The organism is Blastococcus litoris, assembly GCF_003075095.1.
GTDB classification, from domain to species: Bacteria; Actinomycetota; Actinomycetes; order Mycobacteriales; family Geodermatophilaceae; genus Blastococcus_B; species Blastococcus_B litoris.
The window spans coordinates 35,262-51,985 of sequence record NZ_QCZF01000005.1 but is presented as its reverse complement, the minus strand read 5'-3'; the positions used below and the strand labels follow the sequence as shown (position 1 = coordinate 51,985).

At 76.1% G+C, this 16,724-nt stretch carries 15 protein-coding genes and 1 pseudogene; 7 read left to right on the top strand and 9 right to left on the bottom strand.

The genetic code is table 11. From position 1 onward, the window contains the following. Positions 1–97 precede the first annotated feature (97 nt). Positions 98–2,866: a helix-turn-helix transcriptional regulator gene (locus DCS98_RS11945; RefSeq protein ID WP_116451609.1), complete on the top strand. Its 2,769-nt coding sequence runs from the start codon at positions 98–100 to the stop codon at positions 2,864–2,866. A gap of 14 nt (positions 2,867–2,880) precedes the next feature. On the opposite strand, the gene DCS98_RS11940 is transcribed toward DCS98_RS11945, so the two are convergent. After that, entirely contained in the window at positions 2,881–3,474 is a 594-nt protein-coding gene (locus DCS98_RS11940; protein WP_116451608.1) for a peroxiredoxin family protein, read from the bottom strand. A gap of 248 nt (positions 3,475–3,722) precedes the next feature. Here DCS98_RS11940 and DCS98_RS11935 point away from each other — a divergent pair, with 248 nt between their 5' ends. From DCS98_RS11935 to DCS98_RS11925, 4 genes are all read left to right on the top strand, one after another. After that, on the top strand, positions 3,723–4,163 hold the full coding sequence (locus DCS98_RS11935; RefSeq protein WP_164704559.1) for a VOC family protein: 441 nt from the start codon (positions 3,723–3,725) through the stop codon (positions 4,161–4,163). A gap of 39 nt (positions 4,164–4,202) precedes the next feature. After that, positions 4,203–4,394 (top strand): hypothetical protein, encoded by a 192-nt coding sequence (locus tag DCS98_RS23010; RefSeq protein WP_206340221.1) that lies wholly within the window; start codon positions 4,203–4,205, stop codon positions 4,392–4,394. 70 nt (positions 4,395–4,464) lie between these two features. Next, positions 4,465–5,991 carry an MFS transporter gene (locus tag DCS98_RS11930; protein WP_116451607.1) on the top strand — a complete coding sequence of 509 codons (1,527 nt, stop codon included), beginning with the start codon at positions 4,465–4,467 and terminating at the stop codon, positions 5,989–5,991. Further along, positions 5,988–6,713 carry an SDR family oxidoreductase gene (locus DCS98_RS11925; RefSeq protein WP_206340220.1) on the top strand — a complete coding sequence of 242 codons (726 nt, stop codon included), beginning with the start codon at positions 5,988–5,990 and terminating at the stop codon, positions 6,711–6,713. The genes DCS98_RS11930 and DCS98_RS11925 overlap by 4 nt, the downstream gene beginning before the upstream one ends. A 4-nt stretch (positions 6,714–6,717) precedes the next feature. Here the strand turns inward: DCS98_RS11925 and DCS98_RS11920 are convergent, their stop codons facing one another. Continuing rightward, a complete protein-coding gene (locus DCS98_RS11920) occupies positions 6,718–7,665 on the bottom strand; it encodes a redoxin domain-containing protein (protein ID WP_241037732.1) in 948 nt (315 codons plus the stop codon). A gap of 243 nt (positions 7,666–7,908) precedes the next feature. On the opposite strand from DCS98_RS11920, the pseudogene DCS98_RS11915 reads away from it, so the two are divergent. Continuing rightward, positions 7,909–9,192, top strand: a pseudogene (locus DCS98_RS11915) (dihydrolipoyl dehydrogenase family protein); the annotation flags it as partial. Between the two features lie 60 nt (positions 9,193–9,252). On the opposite strand, the gene DCS98_RS23610 reads toward DCS98_RS11915, so the two are convergent. From DCS98_RS23610 to DCS98_RS11880, 7 genes are all read right to left on the bottom strand, one after another. Beyond that, entirely contained in the window at positions 9,253–10,524 is a 1,272-nt protein-coding gene (locus DCS98_RS23610) for an RNA polymerase sigma factor (protein WP_116451606.1), read from the bottom strand. A gap of 19 nt (positions 10,525–10,543) precedes the next feature. Further along, positions 10,544–10,888, bottom strand: coding sequence for a YciI family protein (locus DCS98_RS11905; RefSeq protein WP_116451605.1), 345 nt, complete (start codon positions 10,886–10,888; stop codon positions 10,544–10,546). A gap of 125 nt (positions 10,889–11,013) precedes the next feature. Further along, on the bottom strand, positions 11,014–12,321 hold the full coding sequence (locus DCS98_RS11900; protein ID WP_116451604.1) for an MFS transporter: 1,308 nt from the start codon (positions 12,319–12,321) through the stop codon (positions 11,014–11,016). A gap of 105 nt (positions 12,322–12,426) precedes the next feature. After that, positions 12,427–13,050 carry a LysE family translocator gene (locus DCS98_RS11895; protein ID WP_206340218.1) on the bottom strand — a complete coding sequence of 208 codons (624 nt, stop codon included), beginning with the start codon at positions 13,048–13,050 and terminating at the stop codon, positions 12,427–12,429. A gap of 87 nt (positions 13,051–13,137) precedes the next feature. Next, the gene (locus tag DCS98_RS11890; protein WP_116451603.1) at positions 13,138–14,067 is read right to left on the bottom strand and encodes a hypothetical protein; all 930 of its coding nucleotides are present in this window, start codon (positions 14,065–14,067) and stop codon (positions 13,138–13,140) included. 121 nt (positions 14,068–14,188) lie between these two features. Beyond that, a complete protein-coding gene (locus tag DCS98_RS11885; RefSeq protein WP_164704527.1) occupies positions 14,189–14,839 on the bottom strand; it encodes a cytochrome b in 651 nt (216 codons plus the stop codon). Further along, positions 14,779–15,768 (bottom strand): EamA family transporter, encoded by a 990-nt coding sequence (locus DCS98_RS11880; RefSeq protein WP_206340217.1) that lies wholly within the window; start codon positions 15,766–15,768, stop codon positions 14,779–14,781. The genes DCS98_RS11885 and DCS98_RS11880 overlap by 61 nt, the downstream gene beginning before the upstream one ends. Positions 15,769–15,838: 70 nt before the next feature. On the opposite strand from DCS98_RS11880, the gene DCS98_RS11875 reads away from it, so the two are divergent. Next, a complete protein-coding gene (locus DCS98_RS11875; protein ID WP_116451601.1) occupies positions 15,839–16,696 on the top strand; it encodes a LysR family transcriptional regulator in 858 nt (285 codons plus the stop codon). Positions 16,697–16,724 lie beyond the last annotated feature (28 nt).

Below are 16,724 nucleotides of genomic sequence, written 5' to 3'. Positions count from 1 at the left end.
CGCGAGAGGGACTCTCACTCCCGTCGGCGTCCCGCGTACCCGCGCGTGCCGCCGGTCCGGCCACCCTGCCCTTCCCCCAGCCCTGGCGGTGCGCGGCATGCGGAGTACCAGTTCCTGGCCCGGTCTGCTCGGGCGCCGGGACGAGTGCGAGGCCCTGAGCCGCCTCGTGGGCGCCGCCAAGGCCGGGCGCAGCCAGGTCCTCGTGCTGCGCGGAGAGGCGGGGATCGGCAAGACGGCGCTGCTGGACTTCCTGCTGCTGCGCGCGACCGGGTGCCGGATCGGCCGCGCCGCCGGTGTGGAGTCGGAGATGGAGCTGGCCTTCGCCGGTCTGCACCAGCTCTGCGGGCCGTTCCTGGACCGGCTCCCCACGCTCCCCGGCCCGCAGCAGGAGGCGCTCGGCACCGCCTTCGGCCTGCGCTCGGGCTCCGCCCCCGACCGCTTCCTGGTCGGCCTGGCGGTGCTCACGCTGCTCTCGGAGGTGGCCGAGGAGCGACCGCTGGTCTGCGTGGTGGACGACGTCCAGTGGCTGGACCAGGCCTCGGCGCAGACGCTGGAGTTCGTCGCCCGACGCCTGGCCGCGGAGCCGGTGGCCGTGGTGTTCGCCGTGCGGCCCTCCGACCGGGAACCGCTCCTCCTGGGCCTGCCCGAGCTCGTCGTCCGGGGGCTGAGCACCGGCGACGCCACCGCGCTGCTGGAGTCGGCCGTGACCGGGGCCCTCGACCCCCGCGTCCGCGACCGCATCGTCGCCGAGAGCCACGGCAACCCGCTCGCGCTGCTGGAGCTGCCGCAGGGGCACACGCCGGCCGACCTCGCCGGCGGGTTCGGCCTGCCCGAGGCGGCGCCGCTGGCGGGGCGCATCGAGGACAGCTTCCGCCGGCGGCTCGAGCCCCTGCCGGCCGACACGCGTGAGCTCCTGCTCATCGCCGCGGCGGACCCGGTCGGGGACCCGGTGCTGGTCTGGCGCGCCGCCGAGCGGCTCGGCATCGACGCGGGGGCCGAGGCACCGGCGACCGGGGCGGGCCTCGTCGAGATCGGCACGAGCGTGCGGTTCCGGCACCCGCTCGTGCGGTCGGCGGTCTACCGGGCCGCGTCCCCGGACCGTCGACGAGCTGCCCACGGTGCCCTGGCCGCGACGATCGACCCCGGCACCGATCCCGACCGCCGCGCCTGGCACCGGGCGCAGGCGACCGCGGGCCTCGACGAGGAGGTGGCCGAGGAGCTCGAGCGCTCGGCGGCGCGGGCCCGCGCCCGGGGCGGGCAGGCGGCCGCGGCGGCGTTCCTCGAGCGGGCCGTGGCGCTGACCCCGGATCCTGCGCGCCGGGCACGGCGCGCCCTGGCCGCGGCGCACGGCAAGAACCTCGCGGGGGCGCCGGAGCGGGCGCTGGAGCTGCTCACCACGGCCCGGTCCGGGCCGCTGGACGAGCTGGACGAGGCACGGGCCGACCTGCTGCACGCCCAGATCACGTTCGCCGCCACCCACGGCCGGGACGCCCCCGGGCTGCTCCTCTCGGCCGCCCGGCGGCTCGAGCCGCTGGACACCACGCTCGCGCGGGCGACCTACCTCGATGCCTTCACCGCCGCGGTCGCCGCCGGACGGGAGGCCCACGCCGCGGACCTGCGCGACGTCGCCACCGCCTTCCTCGCCGCCGGGTGGGGAGCCGACGCCGCCGGGTTGCCGCGTCCGTGCGGGCTGCTCCTCGACGGGCTGGCGCTCCTCGTCACCGAGGGCTACGCCGCCGGTGTCCCCGTCCTGCACGGTGCCCTCGCCGCCTTCCGGGACGACGAGATCGACGAGGAGGACGCGCTGCGCTGGCTGTGGCTGGCCTGCCGCACCGCCCGCGCGCTCTTCGACGACGCGAGCTGGGACGTGCTCTCGGAGCGCCAGGTGCAGGTCGCCCGCCGCACCGGCGCACTGTCCCTGCTGCCGACGGCGCTGACCGAGCGATTCAGCATGCAACTGTTCGCCGGCAACCTCTCCGCCGCCACCGCGCTGGCGGGCGAGGCGGCCGCGGTCACGGAGGCGATCGGCAGCCGCGTGACCCCGTACGGCTCGGTCTCGCTGGCGACCTGGCGCGGGCGCGAGGCCGAGGCCCGGGCGCTGATCGAGGCCGGCCGCGCCGACGTCCTGCGCCGCGGGGAGGGGCTCTGGCTGATCTCGGCCGACTGGACCATGGCCGTGCTGCTGATCGGCCTGGGCCGGTACGGGGAGGCCCTCGAGGCGGCGGAGGGTGCAGCCCGGCACGCCGAGGGGCTCGAGCTCTGGACCTGGGTGTGGCCCGAGGTCGTCGAGGCGGCCGTCCGCAGCGGCCACCCCGAGCGGGCCACCGGTCCGGCGGCGCACTTCGCGGGGTTCGCCCGGGCGAGCGGCAGCGACTGGGCACTGGGCGTCGAGGCCCGGTGCCGGGCCCTGCTCGCCGGGCACGACGAGGTCGAGGCCCTCTTCCGGGAATCGGTCGACCGGCTGGCCCGCACCCGCGTCCAGGTCGCCCTCGCCCGGACCCGGCTGCTCTACGGCGAGTGGCTGCGGCGCGAGGGCCGCCGGACCGACGCCCGCGAGCAGCTGCGCGCGGCCCACCGCGCGTTCGTCGACATCGGCATGGAGGCCTTCGCCGAACGGGCCCGGCAGGAGCTCACCGCCACCGGCGCGACGGCCCGCAGACGCGTCGTCGCCACGCTGGACGACCTGACGGCCCAGGAGGCCCAGATCGCCCGGCTCGCCGGCGAGCGGCTGACCAACCCGGAGATCGGCACGCAGCTGTTCCTCAGCCCCCGCACGGTGGAGTGGCACCTGCGCAAGGTGTTCACCAAGCTCGGCGTCAGCTCGCGGCGCGAGCTCGTCGCGGCCCTCGCCCGCACCTCGGCCTGACGCGGCGCGCACCGTCACCCCGCCGGGACGGCGTCCCGGGAACGGCGGTCCCAGCCGGGGAAGGACGGCCACTCGCCGGCGTCCCACGCCTCACGCAGGCCGGGCGTGCCGAGGTCCCAGTCCGGCCGGCTCCCCGCCGACGCCGTCCGCAGGTCGTGCCAGAGGTCGGCGATCGAGGGGCGGCCCCAGAACCAGTAGCCGTTGTAGACCGTGTGGACGACCAGCCCCGGCTCGAGCACCAGGGTGTGCGGGATCATCGGGTCGTTCCGGGGGTCGGTGTACTCCTGGATGTCGAGGTCGCGCTGGACGATGCGGCCGGGATCGGACAGGAACGTCCACCGGGCGCCGACCGACGCCCGGAACTCCTGGAGGGTGCGCCGCTCGTCGGTCGTGATGGTTACGACCTGCGTGCAGGCGACGGCGAGCACGGGCTGCAGCGCCGCCAGCTGCAGGTGCTGCTGGTGCTCCTCGGGGCAGTAGTGCCCGCGGGCGAGCGTGAGCACCATCGGATCCCGTCCCTGCAACTCGCTCAACGTGCGGTCGGTGCCGGTGTGGTCGGGCAGCCGGTAGTCGGGGAAGACGCCGCCGGGCGTGATGTCGGAACGCATGGCCCACCTCTCCGGCCTCGCCGCGCTGCCCGGGCCCTCGACGCCCGGTGCGACGACCCTGCACGGTCCGCCGCCGCCCTCGCGCCCGTCGGTCCCCCTGGTTCCCCACCGTCGGCGACGGGCGGGTGGGCCCGGGAGGCAGACCAGGGACTTCCCCTGGGGCGAGGCGCCGGAGGGCCGCGCGAGGCTCGTCGGACCGGCATCCCGGTACCAGAGACCCCCGACAGGACGAGGAGCGCACCGTGGACATGAAACTCGAGGCCGTCGTCGTGCCCGTGACCGACGTGGACCGCTCGAAGCAGTTCTACAAGGGCCTGGGCTGGCGGGAGGACGCCGACTTCCTGGTCGACGAGGGGTTCCACATCGTCCAGATGACGCCTCCCGGCTCCACCTGCTCGATCCACTTCGGCGTCGGGCTGCCGCCGGCCCCGCCCGGCTCGATCGCCGGCATGTTCCTGGCGGTCACCGACATCGAGGCCGCACGCGCGGAGCTCCTCGACCACGGGGCGCAGGTCAGCGAGATCTACCACGACGCCGGCGGCGGTCTCGCCGTGCGCGCGGACCCCGCGACGCACGCGCCCGGTCCCGATCCCGAACGCCGCAGCTACGCCTCCTACGCCACGTTCGACGACCCGGACGGCAACACCTTCGTGCTCCAGGAGCTCACCACCCGGCTGCCCGGCCGCTGAGCCGGCCGGCGGCCAGACCGACCCGAGAGGACCACGACCATGATGGACGTCGCCACGCTGACCGCCCTGCTGCGGGAGGCCGAGGAGCACCACGGCGCGTACGAGGCGACCGCGCCGCCGCACCACTGGTCGGACTGGTACGCGGGCTACATCGTCGCCCGCCAGCACGGCCGCAGCGATCTGCAGGCCGTCGCCGACGCGACCCTCGTCGTCGAGGGCGCCCCCCGCTGAGCCCGGCCGGGCGGCCCCGCGCCGCCCGCCACGGCCGCCCGCTCGCGATCCGCCCGGAGGTGGGTTGTCCATGAACCTCGTGCGCCCCCGGCGGACCGCCCCGGCCGCGGCTCGCGGCGCCGGCACCGACTCCCTGGTGACCCTGCGGAGCCGGCCCGGCGTCGCGCTGATCGCCGGCACGGTGCTCGCGTCGATGGTGGCCTTCCTGGACGCCTCCGTGGTCAACGTCGCGGTGCCGGCGATCGGTCGCAGCCTGGGCGCGGGCGTCGCCGGTGTCCAGTGGGTCGTGGCCGCCTACCTGCTCACCGCGGCGGCGCTCCTGCTGCCGGCCGGCGCGGTCATCGACCACTTCGGGCGCCGCCGGGTCCTCGTCGCGGGCCTGCTGGTCATGCTCGTCGCCTCGGTGCTGTGCGCGGTCGCCCCGACGACCGGCACCCTGATCGGTGCCCGCCTGGTGCAGGGCGCGGGCGCGGCCCTGGTGGTGCCGAGCAGCCTCGCCCTGCTCAACGGCACGCTGCGGGTGGCCGAGCGCGCTCGCGGCATCGGCGTCTGGGCCGGGCTGGCCACCATCGGCATGACGCTGGGCCCGTACGCCGGGGGCTGGCTCGTCGACGTCACCTCCTGGCGCTACCTGTTCCTGCTCAACGTGCCGCTGGTGCTCGGCGCGCTGGCGGTGCTGCGCCACGTGCCCGACGTCCACAGCGACCGGCGCCCGCTCTCCCTGGACGTGGCCGGGGCCGTCCTGTCGGTGGCCGGCCTCGGCGGGGCGATCTACGCGCTGATGGCCGGACCGGCCGCCGGGTGGCTCAGCGTCCGCGTCCTCCTGCCGGGCGTCGTCGGCGTGCTCTGCCTGGTCGCGCTGGTGCCGGTCGAGCGGCGTCAGGAGAGCCCGATGCTGCGTCTGTCGCTGTTCGCCTCCCGGCAGTTCGACGCCATCAACGTCACGACGCTCCTGCTCTACGGCGCCCTCGCCGCCGGGGGGTACCTGCTCGTGCTGCAGGTCCAGCTGCAACTGGGCTACAGCGCGACGGCGGCCGGGGCGATCCTCATCCCCGAGTCGGTGGTGTTCCTGCTCGTCTCCCCCGTCGTCGGCGGGCTGGTCGGCCGGTTCGGTCCCCGGCGCCTGATGGTCGTCGGGATCCTGTTCATGGCCGGGGCCTTCTTCGCGCTCTCCGCCGTCGAGGCCGGCGACGGGTACGTCGCGGCGGTCCTGCCGGGCGCACTCCTGTGGGGCCTGGGCCTCGGGCTCACCGTCGCGCCCCTCACCGCCGGCGTCCTCGCCGCCGTGAGCGACGAGGACCTCGGCGAGGCCTCGGCCGTGAACGACGCCGCGTCCCGGGTCGGCGCGCTCCTGCTGGTCGCACTGGTGCCGGTCCTGGTGGGCGTCGGCTCCGGGGAGCTCGGGCCCGCGCTGGCCGACGGCTACCGGCCCGCGATGCTCGTGATGTGCGGGCTGACCCTGGCCGCCGCGGCGGTCACCGCGGTGTTCGTCTCCGACCGGCCCGCCCCGCTGCCGCCGATGCCCGTCCCACCCCGCGTGCACAGCTGCGCCCTCCCGGTCGACGGCCCGACGCTGACCGGGACGGCGCGGCCGTGACCGCCCAGCCGCTGAAGGGCACGACCGTCGTCGTGCTCGGCGGCACCGCGGGCATCGGCCTGGCCACCGCCCGGGCCGCGCGGGCGGCCGGAGCCGACGTCGTCCTCACCGGACGGGACCCCGGCCGCCTGCGCGCCGCCGCCGACGAGCTGGCGCCGCTGGCCACGGCCGCCTTCGATGCGACCGACCCCGTCCTCCTCGAGGCGTTCTTCCGCGACCTGCCCGGCCCGGTGGACCACGTGCTGGTCACCGGCGGCGGGCCCTACTACGCGCCCCTGGCCGAGTTCGACTTCGACCAGGGGCAGCGCGACGTCGACGCGCACCTGTGGCTGCCGATGCGGGTCGCGCGCGCGGCCGTCGGCACCGTCCGGCCCGGCGGCACGCTGCTGTTCGTGGGCGGTACCGGCGGCCGTCGCCGCGGGGTGGGGCTGAGCCTGATCGGTGCGCTCACGGCGGCGATGCCGGCGCTGGTGGCGAACCTGGCACTGGAGGTGGCCCCGGTGCGCGTCAACCTGATCGCCGCCGGCTTCGTGGACACGCCGCTGTCGGCGCGGTTGCTCGGCGACGGCCTCGAGGCGCGCCGCGCGGAGCTGCGGGCCACCCTGCCGGTGCGTCGCGTCGTCCAGCCCGAGGACGTCGCCGCCCTCGCGCTGCACGTGATGACCAACGACGCGCTGACCGGTGCGACCTTCGACGTCGACGGCGGCCAGCAGCTGGTGTGAGCGGCTAGCCGAAGGTGAGGCAGTAGGCCCCGGCGCCCGGCGCGGCGAAGGTGACCTCGACGGTCCGCTCCCGCACGCCGTCCCGCTGGCGGACGAGCTGGTACATCCGCCCCTCGCGGAGCACGCCGTCGCCCTCGGGGTCGACGTCGACGCCGTGGTCGGCGCCGGGTGCCTCGCCGTCGAGGAGGACGCGGAACGGCACGGGCTCCCCTCCCCCGCCCGACTGGACGAGGTGCGCGTCGCGGGCGGAGAAGCGCCAGGCGAGGCTGCCGCCGGCCTCGTCCAGGACGACGGCCTCGCGGCCGACCGTCCACCGCCCGTCCAGCGCCCACTGACCGGTCCGCAGGCGTCCGGGCAGCTGGTATCCCTGGCTGCGGTCGACGGCGGCTCCTCCGGGCGAGGCGAACTGCTCACCGCGCGCGTACCCGAGGTAGGTCTCGGGCGTGCGCAGGTTCGCCCAGTCGGCGGCCGCCTCCACCCCGGTCCCCTCGACGCGGAGCGGCTCCCGGTCCACGCCGAGCAGCCGCTGGAGCACGCGCTCGGACTCCTCGTAGCGGCCCTCGCCGAACTGGCTGTCGCGGACGAGCCCCTCGCGGTCGACGAAGTAGAGGGCCGGCCAGTAGTGGTTGGTGAAGGCGTTCCAGATCTCGTAGCCGTCGTCGACGGCGACCGGGTAGTCGATGTCCCGGTCGCGGACGGCCCGGCGCACGCCCTCGACGTCGTGCTCGAAGGAGAACTCCGGGGTGTGCACGCCGAGGACGACCAGCCCGTCGTCCCGGTAGGCCCGCGCCCACGACCTGACCCACGGCTCCTGCCGGAGCCAGTTGATGCAGGTCAGCGTCCAGAAGTTGACCAGCACCACCCGGCCGCGCAGGGCCTCGGGGGTGAGCGGTTCGGAGTTCAGCCACGCGGTGGCCCCGTCCAGCGACGGCATGTGCAGCCGGCGGAACACGGTCAGCTCCCGGGGCGCGGAACGGCGAGGCGGGAGAGATCCACGGCTGCCTCCTCGGAGCGGCGGGTCGGGCGCGGTCCCGACCCTCCCGCGTGCTGCCGGCGGTCGCGCCCGTGGAACCCCCTGGTCCGCGACTCCGCCCGGGCCGGTCCACACCAGGGACTTCCACGGGCGCGACGGTCCTCGGTGGGACGCGACGGTCGGGGTCGTCCCCCACCGCGTGCGGCACCGACAGGAGCGGCCATGAACTACGACGCCATCGTCCTGGGCGGCGGCGCTCCCGGCGAGCACTGCGCCGCACGGCTGGCCGAGGGCGGCCTGCGGGTCGCCATCGTCGAGCGCGAGCGGGTCGGCGGCGAGTGCTCGTACTGGGCCTGCATCCCGTCGAAGACGCTGCTGCGGCCCGGCCAGGCGCTGGCGGCCGCGCGGCGGGCGCCGGGCGCCGCGCAGGCGGTGACCGGGGAGATCGACGTGGCCGCGGTGCTGGCCTGGCGCGACTTCATGGTGTCGGGCTACGACGACTCCGGGGCGGCCGCCTGGGCGGCCGGCGAGGGCATCGACGTGATCCGCGGGCACGGCCGGCTGGCCGGCCCCGGCCGCGTGGCGGTCGGCGACGAGGTGCACACGGCCGCCCACGTCGTCCTGGCCACCGGTTCGGAGCCGTTCGTGCCGCCGGTCCCCGGGCTGCGGGAGCTGCCCGGGGTGTGGGGCAGCCGGGAGACGACGAGCATGTCCGCGGTCCCGCGCCACCTGATCGTCCTCGGCGGCGGTGCTGTCGGCGTGGAGATGGCCCAGGCCGTCACGCGGTTGGGTGGCACGGCGACGGTCGTCGAGGGCATGGACCACCTGCTGCCCCGCGAACCGCGGCCGCTGGGCGATGCCCTCGGCACCGCCTTCGCCGCCGAGGGCATCGGCCTGGTGCTCGGCGAGATGGCGTCGAGGGCGCGCCTGGACGGCGACGAGTACGTGCTCGAGTTCGCCGGGCGGGAGCCGCTGCGCGGCGACCGGCTGCTGGTCGCGACCGGCCGGCGCCCCCGGGTGGGCGACGTCGGGCTGGAGACCCTCGGCATCGAGCAGCTGCGCGTCGACTCGCGCATGAACGCGGGCAGCGGGCTGTGGGCGGTCGGCGACGTGATGACGCCGTTCCCGCTCACCCACGTGGGCAAGTACCAGGCCCGCATCGCGGCGTCGAACATCCTCGGCCGGCCGCGCCACGCGGACTACTCCGCGGTCCCGCGCGTGATGTTCACCGACCCGGAGGCGGCGGCGGTCGGCGACGCGGAGGGGCCGGTCGTGGTCACCGTCCCGCTCTCCGGCGTCGCCCGCACCGCCACCTACACGCGCAGCTACGCCACCGAGCCGGGGTTCCTGACGCTGGTGTCCGACGGCGAGCGGCTCACCGGTGCGTACGGCCTCGGCCCCGAGGCCGGCGAGTGGCTGCAGCAGGCGACCCTCGCCATCCGGGCCCGGGTGCCCCTCGACGTCCTCGACGACGTCATCCAGCCGTTCCCGACGTTCTCGGAAGCGTTCCTGCACGCGCTGCTCGAGCTGCGCACGGAGCTCGGGCGCCCGCGCTCGCGGGCCGGCTCAGGACCGCTCGGGTCCCAGGGCGCGCAGTCGCCCGGCGAGGAACTCGCGCTCGACGGCGTTCCCGGTCAGCGCCAGCGCCTCGCCGTAGGCCAGCCGGGCCTCCGCCACGCGGCCGAGCCGGCGGAGGAAGTCCGCCCGGGCGGCTGACAGGTAGCCGTAGCCGGCGAGCTGGGGCTCGTCGGTCAGGGCGTCCAGTGCGGCGAGCCCCGCTGCCGCGCCGCGGGCGAACCCGACGGCCACCGCCCGGTTGAGCGCCACGACCGGGGAGGGCCACAGCGTCGTCAGCAGCTCGTAGAGGGCGAGGATCTCGCCCCAGTCCGTGTCGTCCCACGTGGGTGACTCGGCGTGGACCGCCGCGATGGCCGCCTGCAGGGCGTACCGCGACGGGGGCCGGTCGCGCAGCGCCTCCTGGACGAGCGCCACGCCCTCGCGGATGGCCGCCCGGTCCCACCGGGAACGGTCCTGCTCCTCCAGCAGGAGGAGGCGGCCGTCGCCGTCGGTGCGGGTCTCGCGGCGGGCGTCGGTGAGCAGGAGGAGGGCGAGCAGGGCCGCGACGGCCGCGTCCCGTGGCAGCAGCCGGCGCAGCATCCGCGCCAGCTCCACCGACCGCTCCACGAGGTCGCGCCGCACCAGCTCGGCCCCGGCAGGCGTGGTGTGGCCGGTGGTGAACAGCAGGTGCACCACGGAGAGGACGGCGTCCACCCGCTCGGGCAGCTCCGCCGCGGGCGGCACCCGGTACGGGATGCGCGCGACGGCGATCTTCTTCTTGGCGCGGGTGATCCGGGCGGCCATGGTCGGTTCGCTGACCAGGAACGCGCGGGCCACCTCGGCCGTGGACAGGCCGCACATCAGCCGCAGGGTGAGCGCCACCTGCGCCGGCCGGTCCAGCGCGGGGTGGCAGCAGGTCACGACCAGGCGCAGCCGGTCGTCCGGGATGGGCGCCTCGTCGGCATCGGCCACCAGGTCGTCGGGGCCCGGCACGACGTCGTCCTCGACCAGCAGCGGCAGGTAGCGGTGCTCCACGCCGCGGTGGCGGACGACGTTGAGCGCCCGCCGCCTGGCCGCGGTGGTCAGCCAGGCACCCGGCCGCACCGGGATCCCGTGCGCGCGCCAGTCGCCGAGCGCCGTGGCGAAGGCGTCCTGCACGCACTCCTCCGCCACGTCGAGGTCGCGCGTGACGCGCACCGTCGCGGCGAGCACGAAGGCCCACTCGCGACGGTGCGCGTCGGCGACCGCGGCGGCGACGGCGGAGCTGTCCGCGACGGTCATGGCGCGTCGGTCCGCCGGCTCAGTCGAACGTCATCACCGGCCGGACCTCGACGCCGCCGAAGCGGGCCGGGCACGTCCGGGCGACGGCGAGCGCGGTGTCGAGGTCGGGGGCGTCGATCACGTAGTAGCCCCCCAGCGCCTCCTTGGTCTCGACGAACGGGCCGTCGGTCACCTCCGACCCGCCGCGCACGCTGGTGGCGGTGGGCGTCGGCTCGAGGGCCTCTCCGCCGAGCAGCGTGGCGCCGAACTTCTCCACGCCGGCCGAGAACTCGTCGTGCGCCTGCATCACCTCGCCCATGACCTCCGGCGTCGCCGTGGCGTAGGACGCCTCGTCCTCGTAGATCAGGATCATGTACTTCGTCATCTCGTCCCCTCGGGTCCGCGGCCCGCGGATTCGGGCCCACATCCCTACGACACGCGCCCGGGACCAGGATCGACAGCTCGCGCGAGAAAACTTCCCGGCCCCACCCGCGCAGGCGTTCTACCAGGTCAGCGGACCGAGCGGATGGGGAGGACGGCCAGCGCACCGGCCGTGGCGACGACCATCGCGATCGGGAACAGTGCGGCGTAGCCGAGGGTGCTGACGATCAGCCCGGCGATCGCCGGCGCCAGCGCCTGCGGCAGCGTGACGGCGATGTTGAGGACGCCGAGGTAGCGGCCGTTGTCCTCCGTGGTGGGCAGGACCTCCGAGAGCAGCGCCTGGTCGACGGCCAGGTAGGAGCCGAAGCCCAGCCCTGCGAGGACGGCGAAGACCAGCACCCCGGGGATGGTGGGCATCGCCCAGGGCGCGACGAGGCCCAGGGCGATGAGCAGGCCGGCGACGACGGCGACCGGCTTCCGGCGGCCCATGCGGTCGCTCAGCGGTCCGCCGATCAGCGTGCTGGTGAGGGTGGCGAGCAGGGAGACGACGGAGATCAGCGGCAGCACGTCGACGGCGTCGTCGCCGAGGCCGACGTAGTCCTGCAGCAGGTAGACCTGGAACGTCGTCGTGACGTAGAAGCCGGTCATGGTCAGCAGCCGGCCGAGGAACCCGAACGCGAAGTCGGGGTGCGCCCGCGGGCTGACCCAGAAGGTGCGGACGAAGGCCGACCACTGCACGGGCTCGCGCGGCTCGTCGCGGTTGTCGTGGTCGGGGTTGAACAGGACGAACCCGCCACCGGCCAGCACGACCAGCACCGCGAGCACGCCGTACCCGACGCCCGGCGTCCCGGACAGGACCGCACCCAGCCCCATGCCGCCGGTGATCCCGACGAGGACGCCGAGCCCGCCGGCGGCGGAGAAGAGGCCCCGGACCCCGCGCGGCACGCGGTCGGGCATCACCGCCGACTTGGGGCAGAAGTAGAGGTTCAGCGAGACCATCACCAGCAGGTACACCGCGGCAATCCCGGCCAGCCCGCTCGTCCCGCCGAGGACCACCATCGAGGCGGCGGCGCCGAGCGCCCCGGTGAGGATCCACGGCGCCCGCCGTCCCCACCGGGTGCGCGTCCGGTCCGACAGCAGGCCGGCGATGGGCTGCGCGAGCATGCCGCCCACCGCCCCGACGGCGCTGACCAGACCGAGGTTCGCGGCCTTCTGGGCGGGGTCGAGCGCCTCGACCTGCAGGGGCAGCAGGACGCTGTTCACCGCTCCGAGGGACAGGTACACGCCGAGGCTGGCCAACCCGTACCAGACCAGCAGCCGCCGCAGCCGGCCGGTGACCGGCACCCGTGCGGTCTCCTGCGGGTCGTGCCCCTCCGGGCCGAGGCGCGGTCCCGGCCTCGGCGCGGTGACCCCGGCAGGCTGCGGCACGACCGACATCGCTCTCCCCGTGCTCCGTGTGGCCGGCCGGCTGGTCACGCAGGAGTGACGCCCCGTGGTCAGCGGCAGACTAGGGGCGGCGTGACCTGGGCCACAAGGATGCGCTCAGAGGCCGACCACCGAGGCCGAGCCGATGCCGATCAGCGACGCGCTGAAGGCCCGCTGGGTCCACCGCACGACGGCCGGTCGCTCCAGCCAGGCCACCGCGGCGTGCGCCAGCCACGACAACCCGGTCAGCCACCCCACCGCCACGGCGACGTCGAGGGCGCACAGCAGCAGCGACCACTGCAGGGTCGAGGCGCCGTCCGGCACGAACTGCGGCACGACGGCGAGGTAGAACACCCCGATCTTCGGGCTGAGCAGGTCGCTGGCGAGACCGGCGGCGAACGCCCGTCCGGCCCCTCCCCGTGAGCAGCGCGGGGGTACGGGGACGGGTGCCGCTCGTCCGCGCAGCTCCGCCACCAGCGGCACGACGCCCAGGAGGACGAGGTAGCCCGCGCCGGCCAGGCTCAGCGCGTCGTGGACGGGCGCCGACCGCCCCACCACCGCCGCCAGGCCCACCGCAGCCGCCACGCCCCAGGCGAGCGTGCCCACCGCGACGCCGGCCGTGGTGGCCAGACCCAGCCGGGCTCCGCCGCGCAGGGCCGCCCGGAGGACCAGGACGTCGTCCGGCCCCGGGGAGACCGACAGCAGCACGGTCATCGCGACGAACGCCCAGATGCCGTCCACCGGGGACCCCGATCCACGACGGCCCCGGTCCCGAGCCGGCGCCTCGCTGTCAGGAGGCGCCGGGGTCCCGCCGGGATGCGCCGCGGCTCAGGCGGCCGGGCGACCGCTCGTCGTGGTCGTCGTCCGCGCAGCCGAGGAGGGGCCGGCTGCTCCCGCGGCGGCCCCGCGCCGGGCCGCCCGGACGCCGAGCGCCCCGGTGAGGACGACGGCGGCGAGGAAGGTGAGGTACACCCACAGCCAGGCGTCGTGCCGGTTCAGCTGCGGCCAGTACCAGGCCACGGCGACGAACTCGAAGAGGCCGAACGCGGTGTAGGTCGTCGCCGCCACCAGCTGCCGGCCCACGTCGCCCTGGACCAGCGCCAGCGCCGCGGCGACACCGAGCGCGATCAGCCACGCGCCGATGACCTGGGCGCTGAGCGGGGTCAGCTCCCAGGGCCAGAACGCCGCGGCGCTGCGCGGCTCGTCGTGGTGCACGGTCATCCCGCCGGCGAACAGCAGCACACCCGCGGCGAAGAACACCGCCCCCTCGACGGCGAGGGCCACGGTCAGCCCGTCCGGCAGCGGCCGCAGCACCGGCACCCGGACCCGCCGCCGTTCCTGCGCCACGACGACGAGCAGGCAGGCGATCGGCACGACGAGGTAGACCGCCAGCCACACCCAGGCCACCACCCGGGCGATCGGACCGCCGTCCAGCAGGTGCAGCCGGTGCAGGTGGATCAGCGTCGCGACCGCCGTCAGCCAGGTGAAGGCGGCGACGGTGATCACCGGCAGCCGGATCCGGCTCCACTCCCGCTGCCGCAGGGCGACGACCGCGAGCACGAACCCCCCGCCGTAGGCGGCGCCCAGGAAGGCGGCGGTCAGCTCCGTCCGGATCGTCCAGGCCCAGTACCGGTCGGCGACGTCGGCCAGCAGCAGGAGCTGGAACACGGCGAGCAGGGTGAGCACGGTGAACGCGACCAGCAGCCACCGCGTACCGGGCCGGACGTCGCCGGGCTGCTCGGCCTCGACTGTGTCCATCCGCCGCCGCCTGGTCACCGTGCCCGCGGGCACACCTCGCCGGACCGGGGGATCCGTTCGGCGGTCCGAGGGTCGCGCGCCCGGGCTCCGGGAGCAAGGGGATTTGGCGGTGGTGCCGGGGTCAGAGCATGCGGGCGAGGTGCCGGTCCCGCCGGAGGACGGTGTGCCGGAGCACCAGGCCGACGTGGCCGGCGATCGCCGCGAGGAAGACCAGCTGGGCGGTGACGTGCAGGGGCAGCCAGTCGTCGCCGGCCGCCACGAGGAGGAGGCCGGTCGCAGGGACGACCAGCAGCGAACCCAGCAGCACCTTCTCGAGCCCGCCCTCCAGGCGCCGCTCCCCCGCGCTGAGGTGCTCGGCCCAGGGCGGCAGCGGCGTGGCGCGACGCCAGAGGAGCCGCACGACGCCGAGCGCGACGATCGACAGCCCCAGCACGACGTGCAGCTCGGGCAGCGAGAGGCCGTCGGCGACGGCGTCCCCGCCCACGACGTCGGTGACGACGTCGCCGGCCGCGTCGTCCGCACGGGCGTCGAGGGCGTCCTCGCGACGCTCGATCTCCGCCTCCGCCTGCTCCTCCGCGGCCTCGCCGCGCCCCTCGGCCCCCTCCTCGAGGCGCTCCTCCTCGGCGCCGAGGCGGTCCTCGGCCCGGTCGGTGACGTCGTCGAGGTCCATCGCCAGGCCCACCCCGAACTGGGCCGCGATCGCCGCGACGGTCAGCCAGTGGAGCGCCTTGGTGACGACCCCGTAGCCGTGGGCGCCGTTGCGCAGGTGCACAGGTCCGCTCCGTCCGGGTCGGGGACGGTCATCGTTCCCGTCCCCGAGGTCCCCGGCATCTCGTCGGCGCGGGCGGGCGACCCGGCGACGGCCAGGGCGTTGGTCAGCACGACCACCGCGATGCCGCTCCACTCGTGCGCCGCCAGGTGCTGGCCCAGCAGGACCGTGCCGACCAGGGCCGCGAGGACCGGGTGGACGCTCATGAACACCCCGAAGGAGCGCGTCGGCACGAAACGCAGCGCGGTGAGGTCGGCCGCGTACGGCACGACCGACGAGAGCAGCCCGGCGACGACGGCGAAGCCCAGCGCCGCCCAGGTGAACCGGCCGGCGACGGCGAGCAGGACGACGACCGGCAGGTAGGCCACGGCGCACAGCAGTGCCGCGAGAGCCGGCGCCTGCAGGCCCGGCAGCCGCGCGCCGGCCACCCGGTTGAGCACGATGTAGGCCGCCCAGCTCGCGCCCCCGAGCGCGCCGATGCCGATGCCCACCCAGTCGCTGGAGGGGCCGGGGAGCACGAGGACGTAGACGCCGGCCGCCGCTGCCGCGGCCAGGAGCAGGTCGCGCCGGGAGCGCGAGGCGGCGAGCGCCACGGCGAGCGGCCCGAGGAACTCCAGCGTGACGGCCAGACCGAGGCCCAGCCGGTCGATCGCCGTGTAGAGCGCGAGGTTCATGCAGCCGAAGACGACGGCCAGCAGCAGCGCCGGCCACCACTGGGACCAGGTCATGCGCCGCAGGGGCGGACGCGCGACCGGCATGAGCACCGCCGCGGCCACGACCTGCCGGACCCCGACCACACCGGCCGGGCCGACGGCGCCGAAGGCGTGCGCGCCGACGGCGGCGCCGACCTGGCTGCTGGAGGCGCCGCCCAGCATGATCGCCACGCCGCGGAGGGCGGACGGGTGCTGCGCGGGGGCGGCCTCGGTCTGCACTCGTCGGAGTATCAGCACGCCGTGGGCACGAGGGAAATGCCCGACACGCACCCGGCGATACGGTTCGCGAATGGATCCGGAGGTCCGCCAGCTGCGCGCGCTGCTCGCGGTCGTCGACGCGGGCACCTTCACCGGCGCCGCCGACGTCCTCGGGGTGTCGCAGGCGTCGGTCTCCCGGACCGTGGCGGCGCTCGAGCGCGCGCTGGGCGCGCGGGTGCTCCACCGCACCACCCGGGAGGTGTCGCTGACCGCGGTCGGCGCCCGCGTCGTCGGGCACGCCCGCCGGGTGGTCGAGGAGGTGGCGGCGATCCGGCGCGCGGCGGACCAGGCGCGCGGCGAGGTGCGGATCGGCTACGCCTGGTCGGCCCTGGGCCGGCACACCGCCGCCGTGCAGCGGCGCTGGGCCGAGGAGCACCCGGGGTCGACGCTCGTCCTGGTGCAGTCCAACACCCCGACGGCCGGCCTGACGGAGGGGCTCGCCGACGCCAGCGTGCTGCGCCGCCCGGTGGACGACGACCGGGTGGAGACCGCCCTGCTCGGGCACGAGCGCCGCTGGGCGGCCCTCGCCGCCGACGACCCGCTGGCCCGGCGCCGCAGCCTGGTCCTCGCCGACTTCGCCGGGCGCACGATCGCCGTCGACGACCGCACGGGGACGACGAGCGAGCAGTTGTGGCCGCCGGCCGCGGCGCCTGCGGGGACGCGCGCGGTCCGCGGCATCGAGGACTGGCTCACCGTCGTCGCCGCGGGGCAGGCGGTGGGCATCTCGGCCGAGGCCACCGCCGCGCAGCACCGGCGTCCCGGTGTGGTGTACCGGCCGGTGCGGGACGCGCCGCCGGTCCCCGTCCGGCTGGCCTGGTGGCGAGGGAGCCCGCCCCCGGACCTCGGCGCGCTCCGCCGGCTCCTCGGCGAGCAGTACGGGGATGTCTGACCCCGTCCCTAGAGTGCCCGCGACACCA

What these genes read in the sequence shown, in the direction of transcription:
- DCS98_RS11945 (WP_116451609.1), top strand. Translation starts at nt 98, where the DNA reads ATGCGGAGTACCAGTTCCTGGCCCGGTCTGCTCGGGCGCCGGGACGAG.
- DCS98_RS11940 (WP_116451608.1), bottom strand. Translation starts at nt 3,474, where the DNA reads ATGCGTTCCGACATCACGCCCGGCGGCGTCTTCCCCGACTACCGGCTG.
- DCS98_RS11935 (WP_164704559.1), top strand. Translation starts at nt 3,723, where the DNA reads ATGAAACTCGAGGCCGTCGTCGTGCCCGTGACCGACGTGGACCGCTCG.
- DCS98_RS23010 (WP_206340221.1), top strand. Translation starts at nt 4,203, where the DNA reads ATGATGGACGTCGCCACGCTGACCGCCCTGCTGCGGGAGGCCGAGGAG.
- DCS98_RS11930 (WP_116451607.1), top strand. Translation starts at nt 4,465, where the DNA reads ATGAACCTCGTGCGCCCCCGGCGGACCGCCCCGGCCGCGGCTCGCGGC.
- DCS98_RS23610 (WP_116451606.1), bottom strand. Translation starts at nt 10,524, where the DNA reads ATGACCGTCGCGGACAGCTCCGCCGTCGCCGCCGCGGTCGCCGACGCG.
- DCS98_RS11905 (WP_116451605.1), bottom strand. Translation starts at nt 10,888, where the DNA reads ATGACGAAGTACATGATCCTGATCTACGAGGACGAGGCGTCCTACGCC.
- DCS98_RS11900 (WP_116451604.1), bottom strand. Translation starts at nt 12,321, where the DNA reads ATGTCGGTCGTGCCGCAGCCTGCCGGGGTCACCGCGCCGAGGCCGGGA.
- DCS98_RS11890 (WP_116451603.1), bottom strand. Translation starts at nt 14,067, where the DNA reads ATGGACACAGTCGAGGCCGAGCAGCCCGGCGACGTCCGGCCCGGTACG.
- DCS98_RS11875 (WP_116451601.1), top strand. Translation starts at nt 15,839, where the DNA reads ATGGATCCGGAGGTCCGCCAGCTGCGCGCGCTGCTCGCGGTCGTCGAC.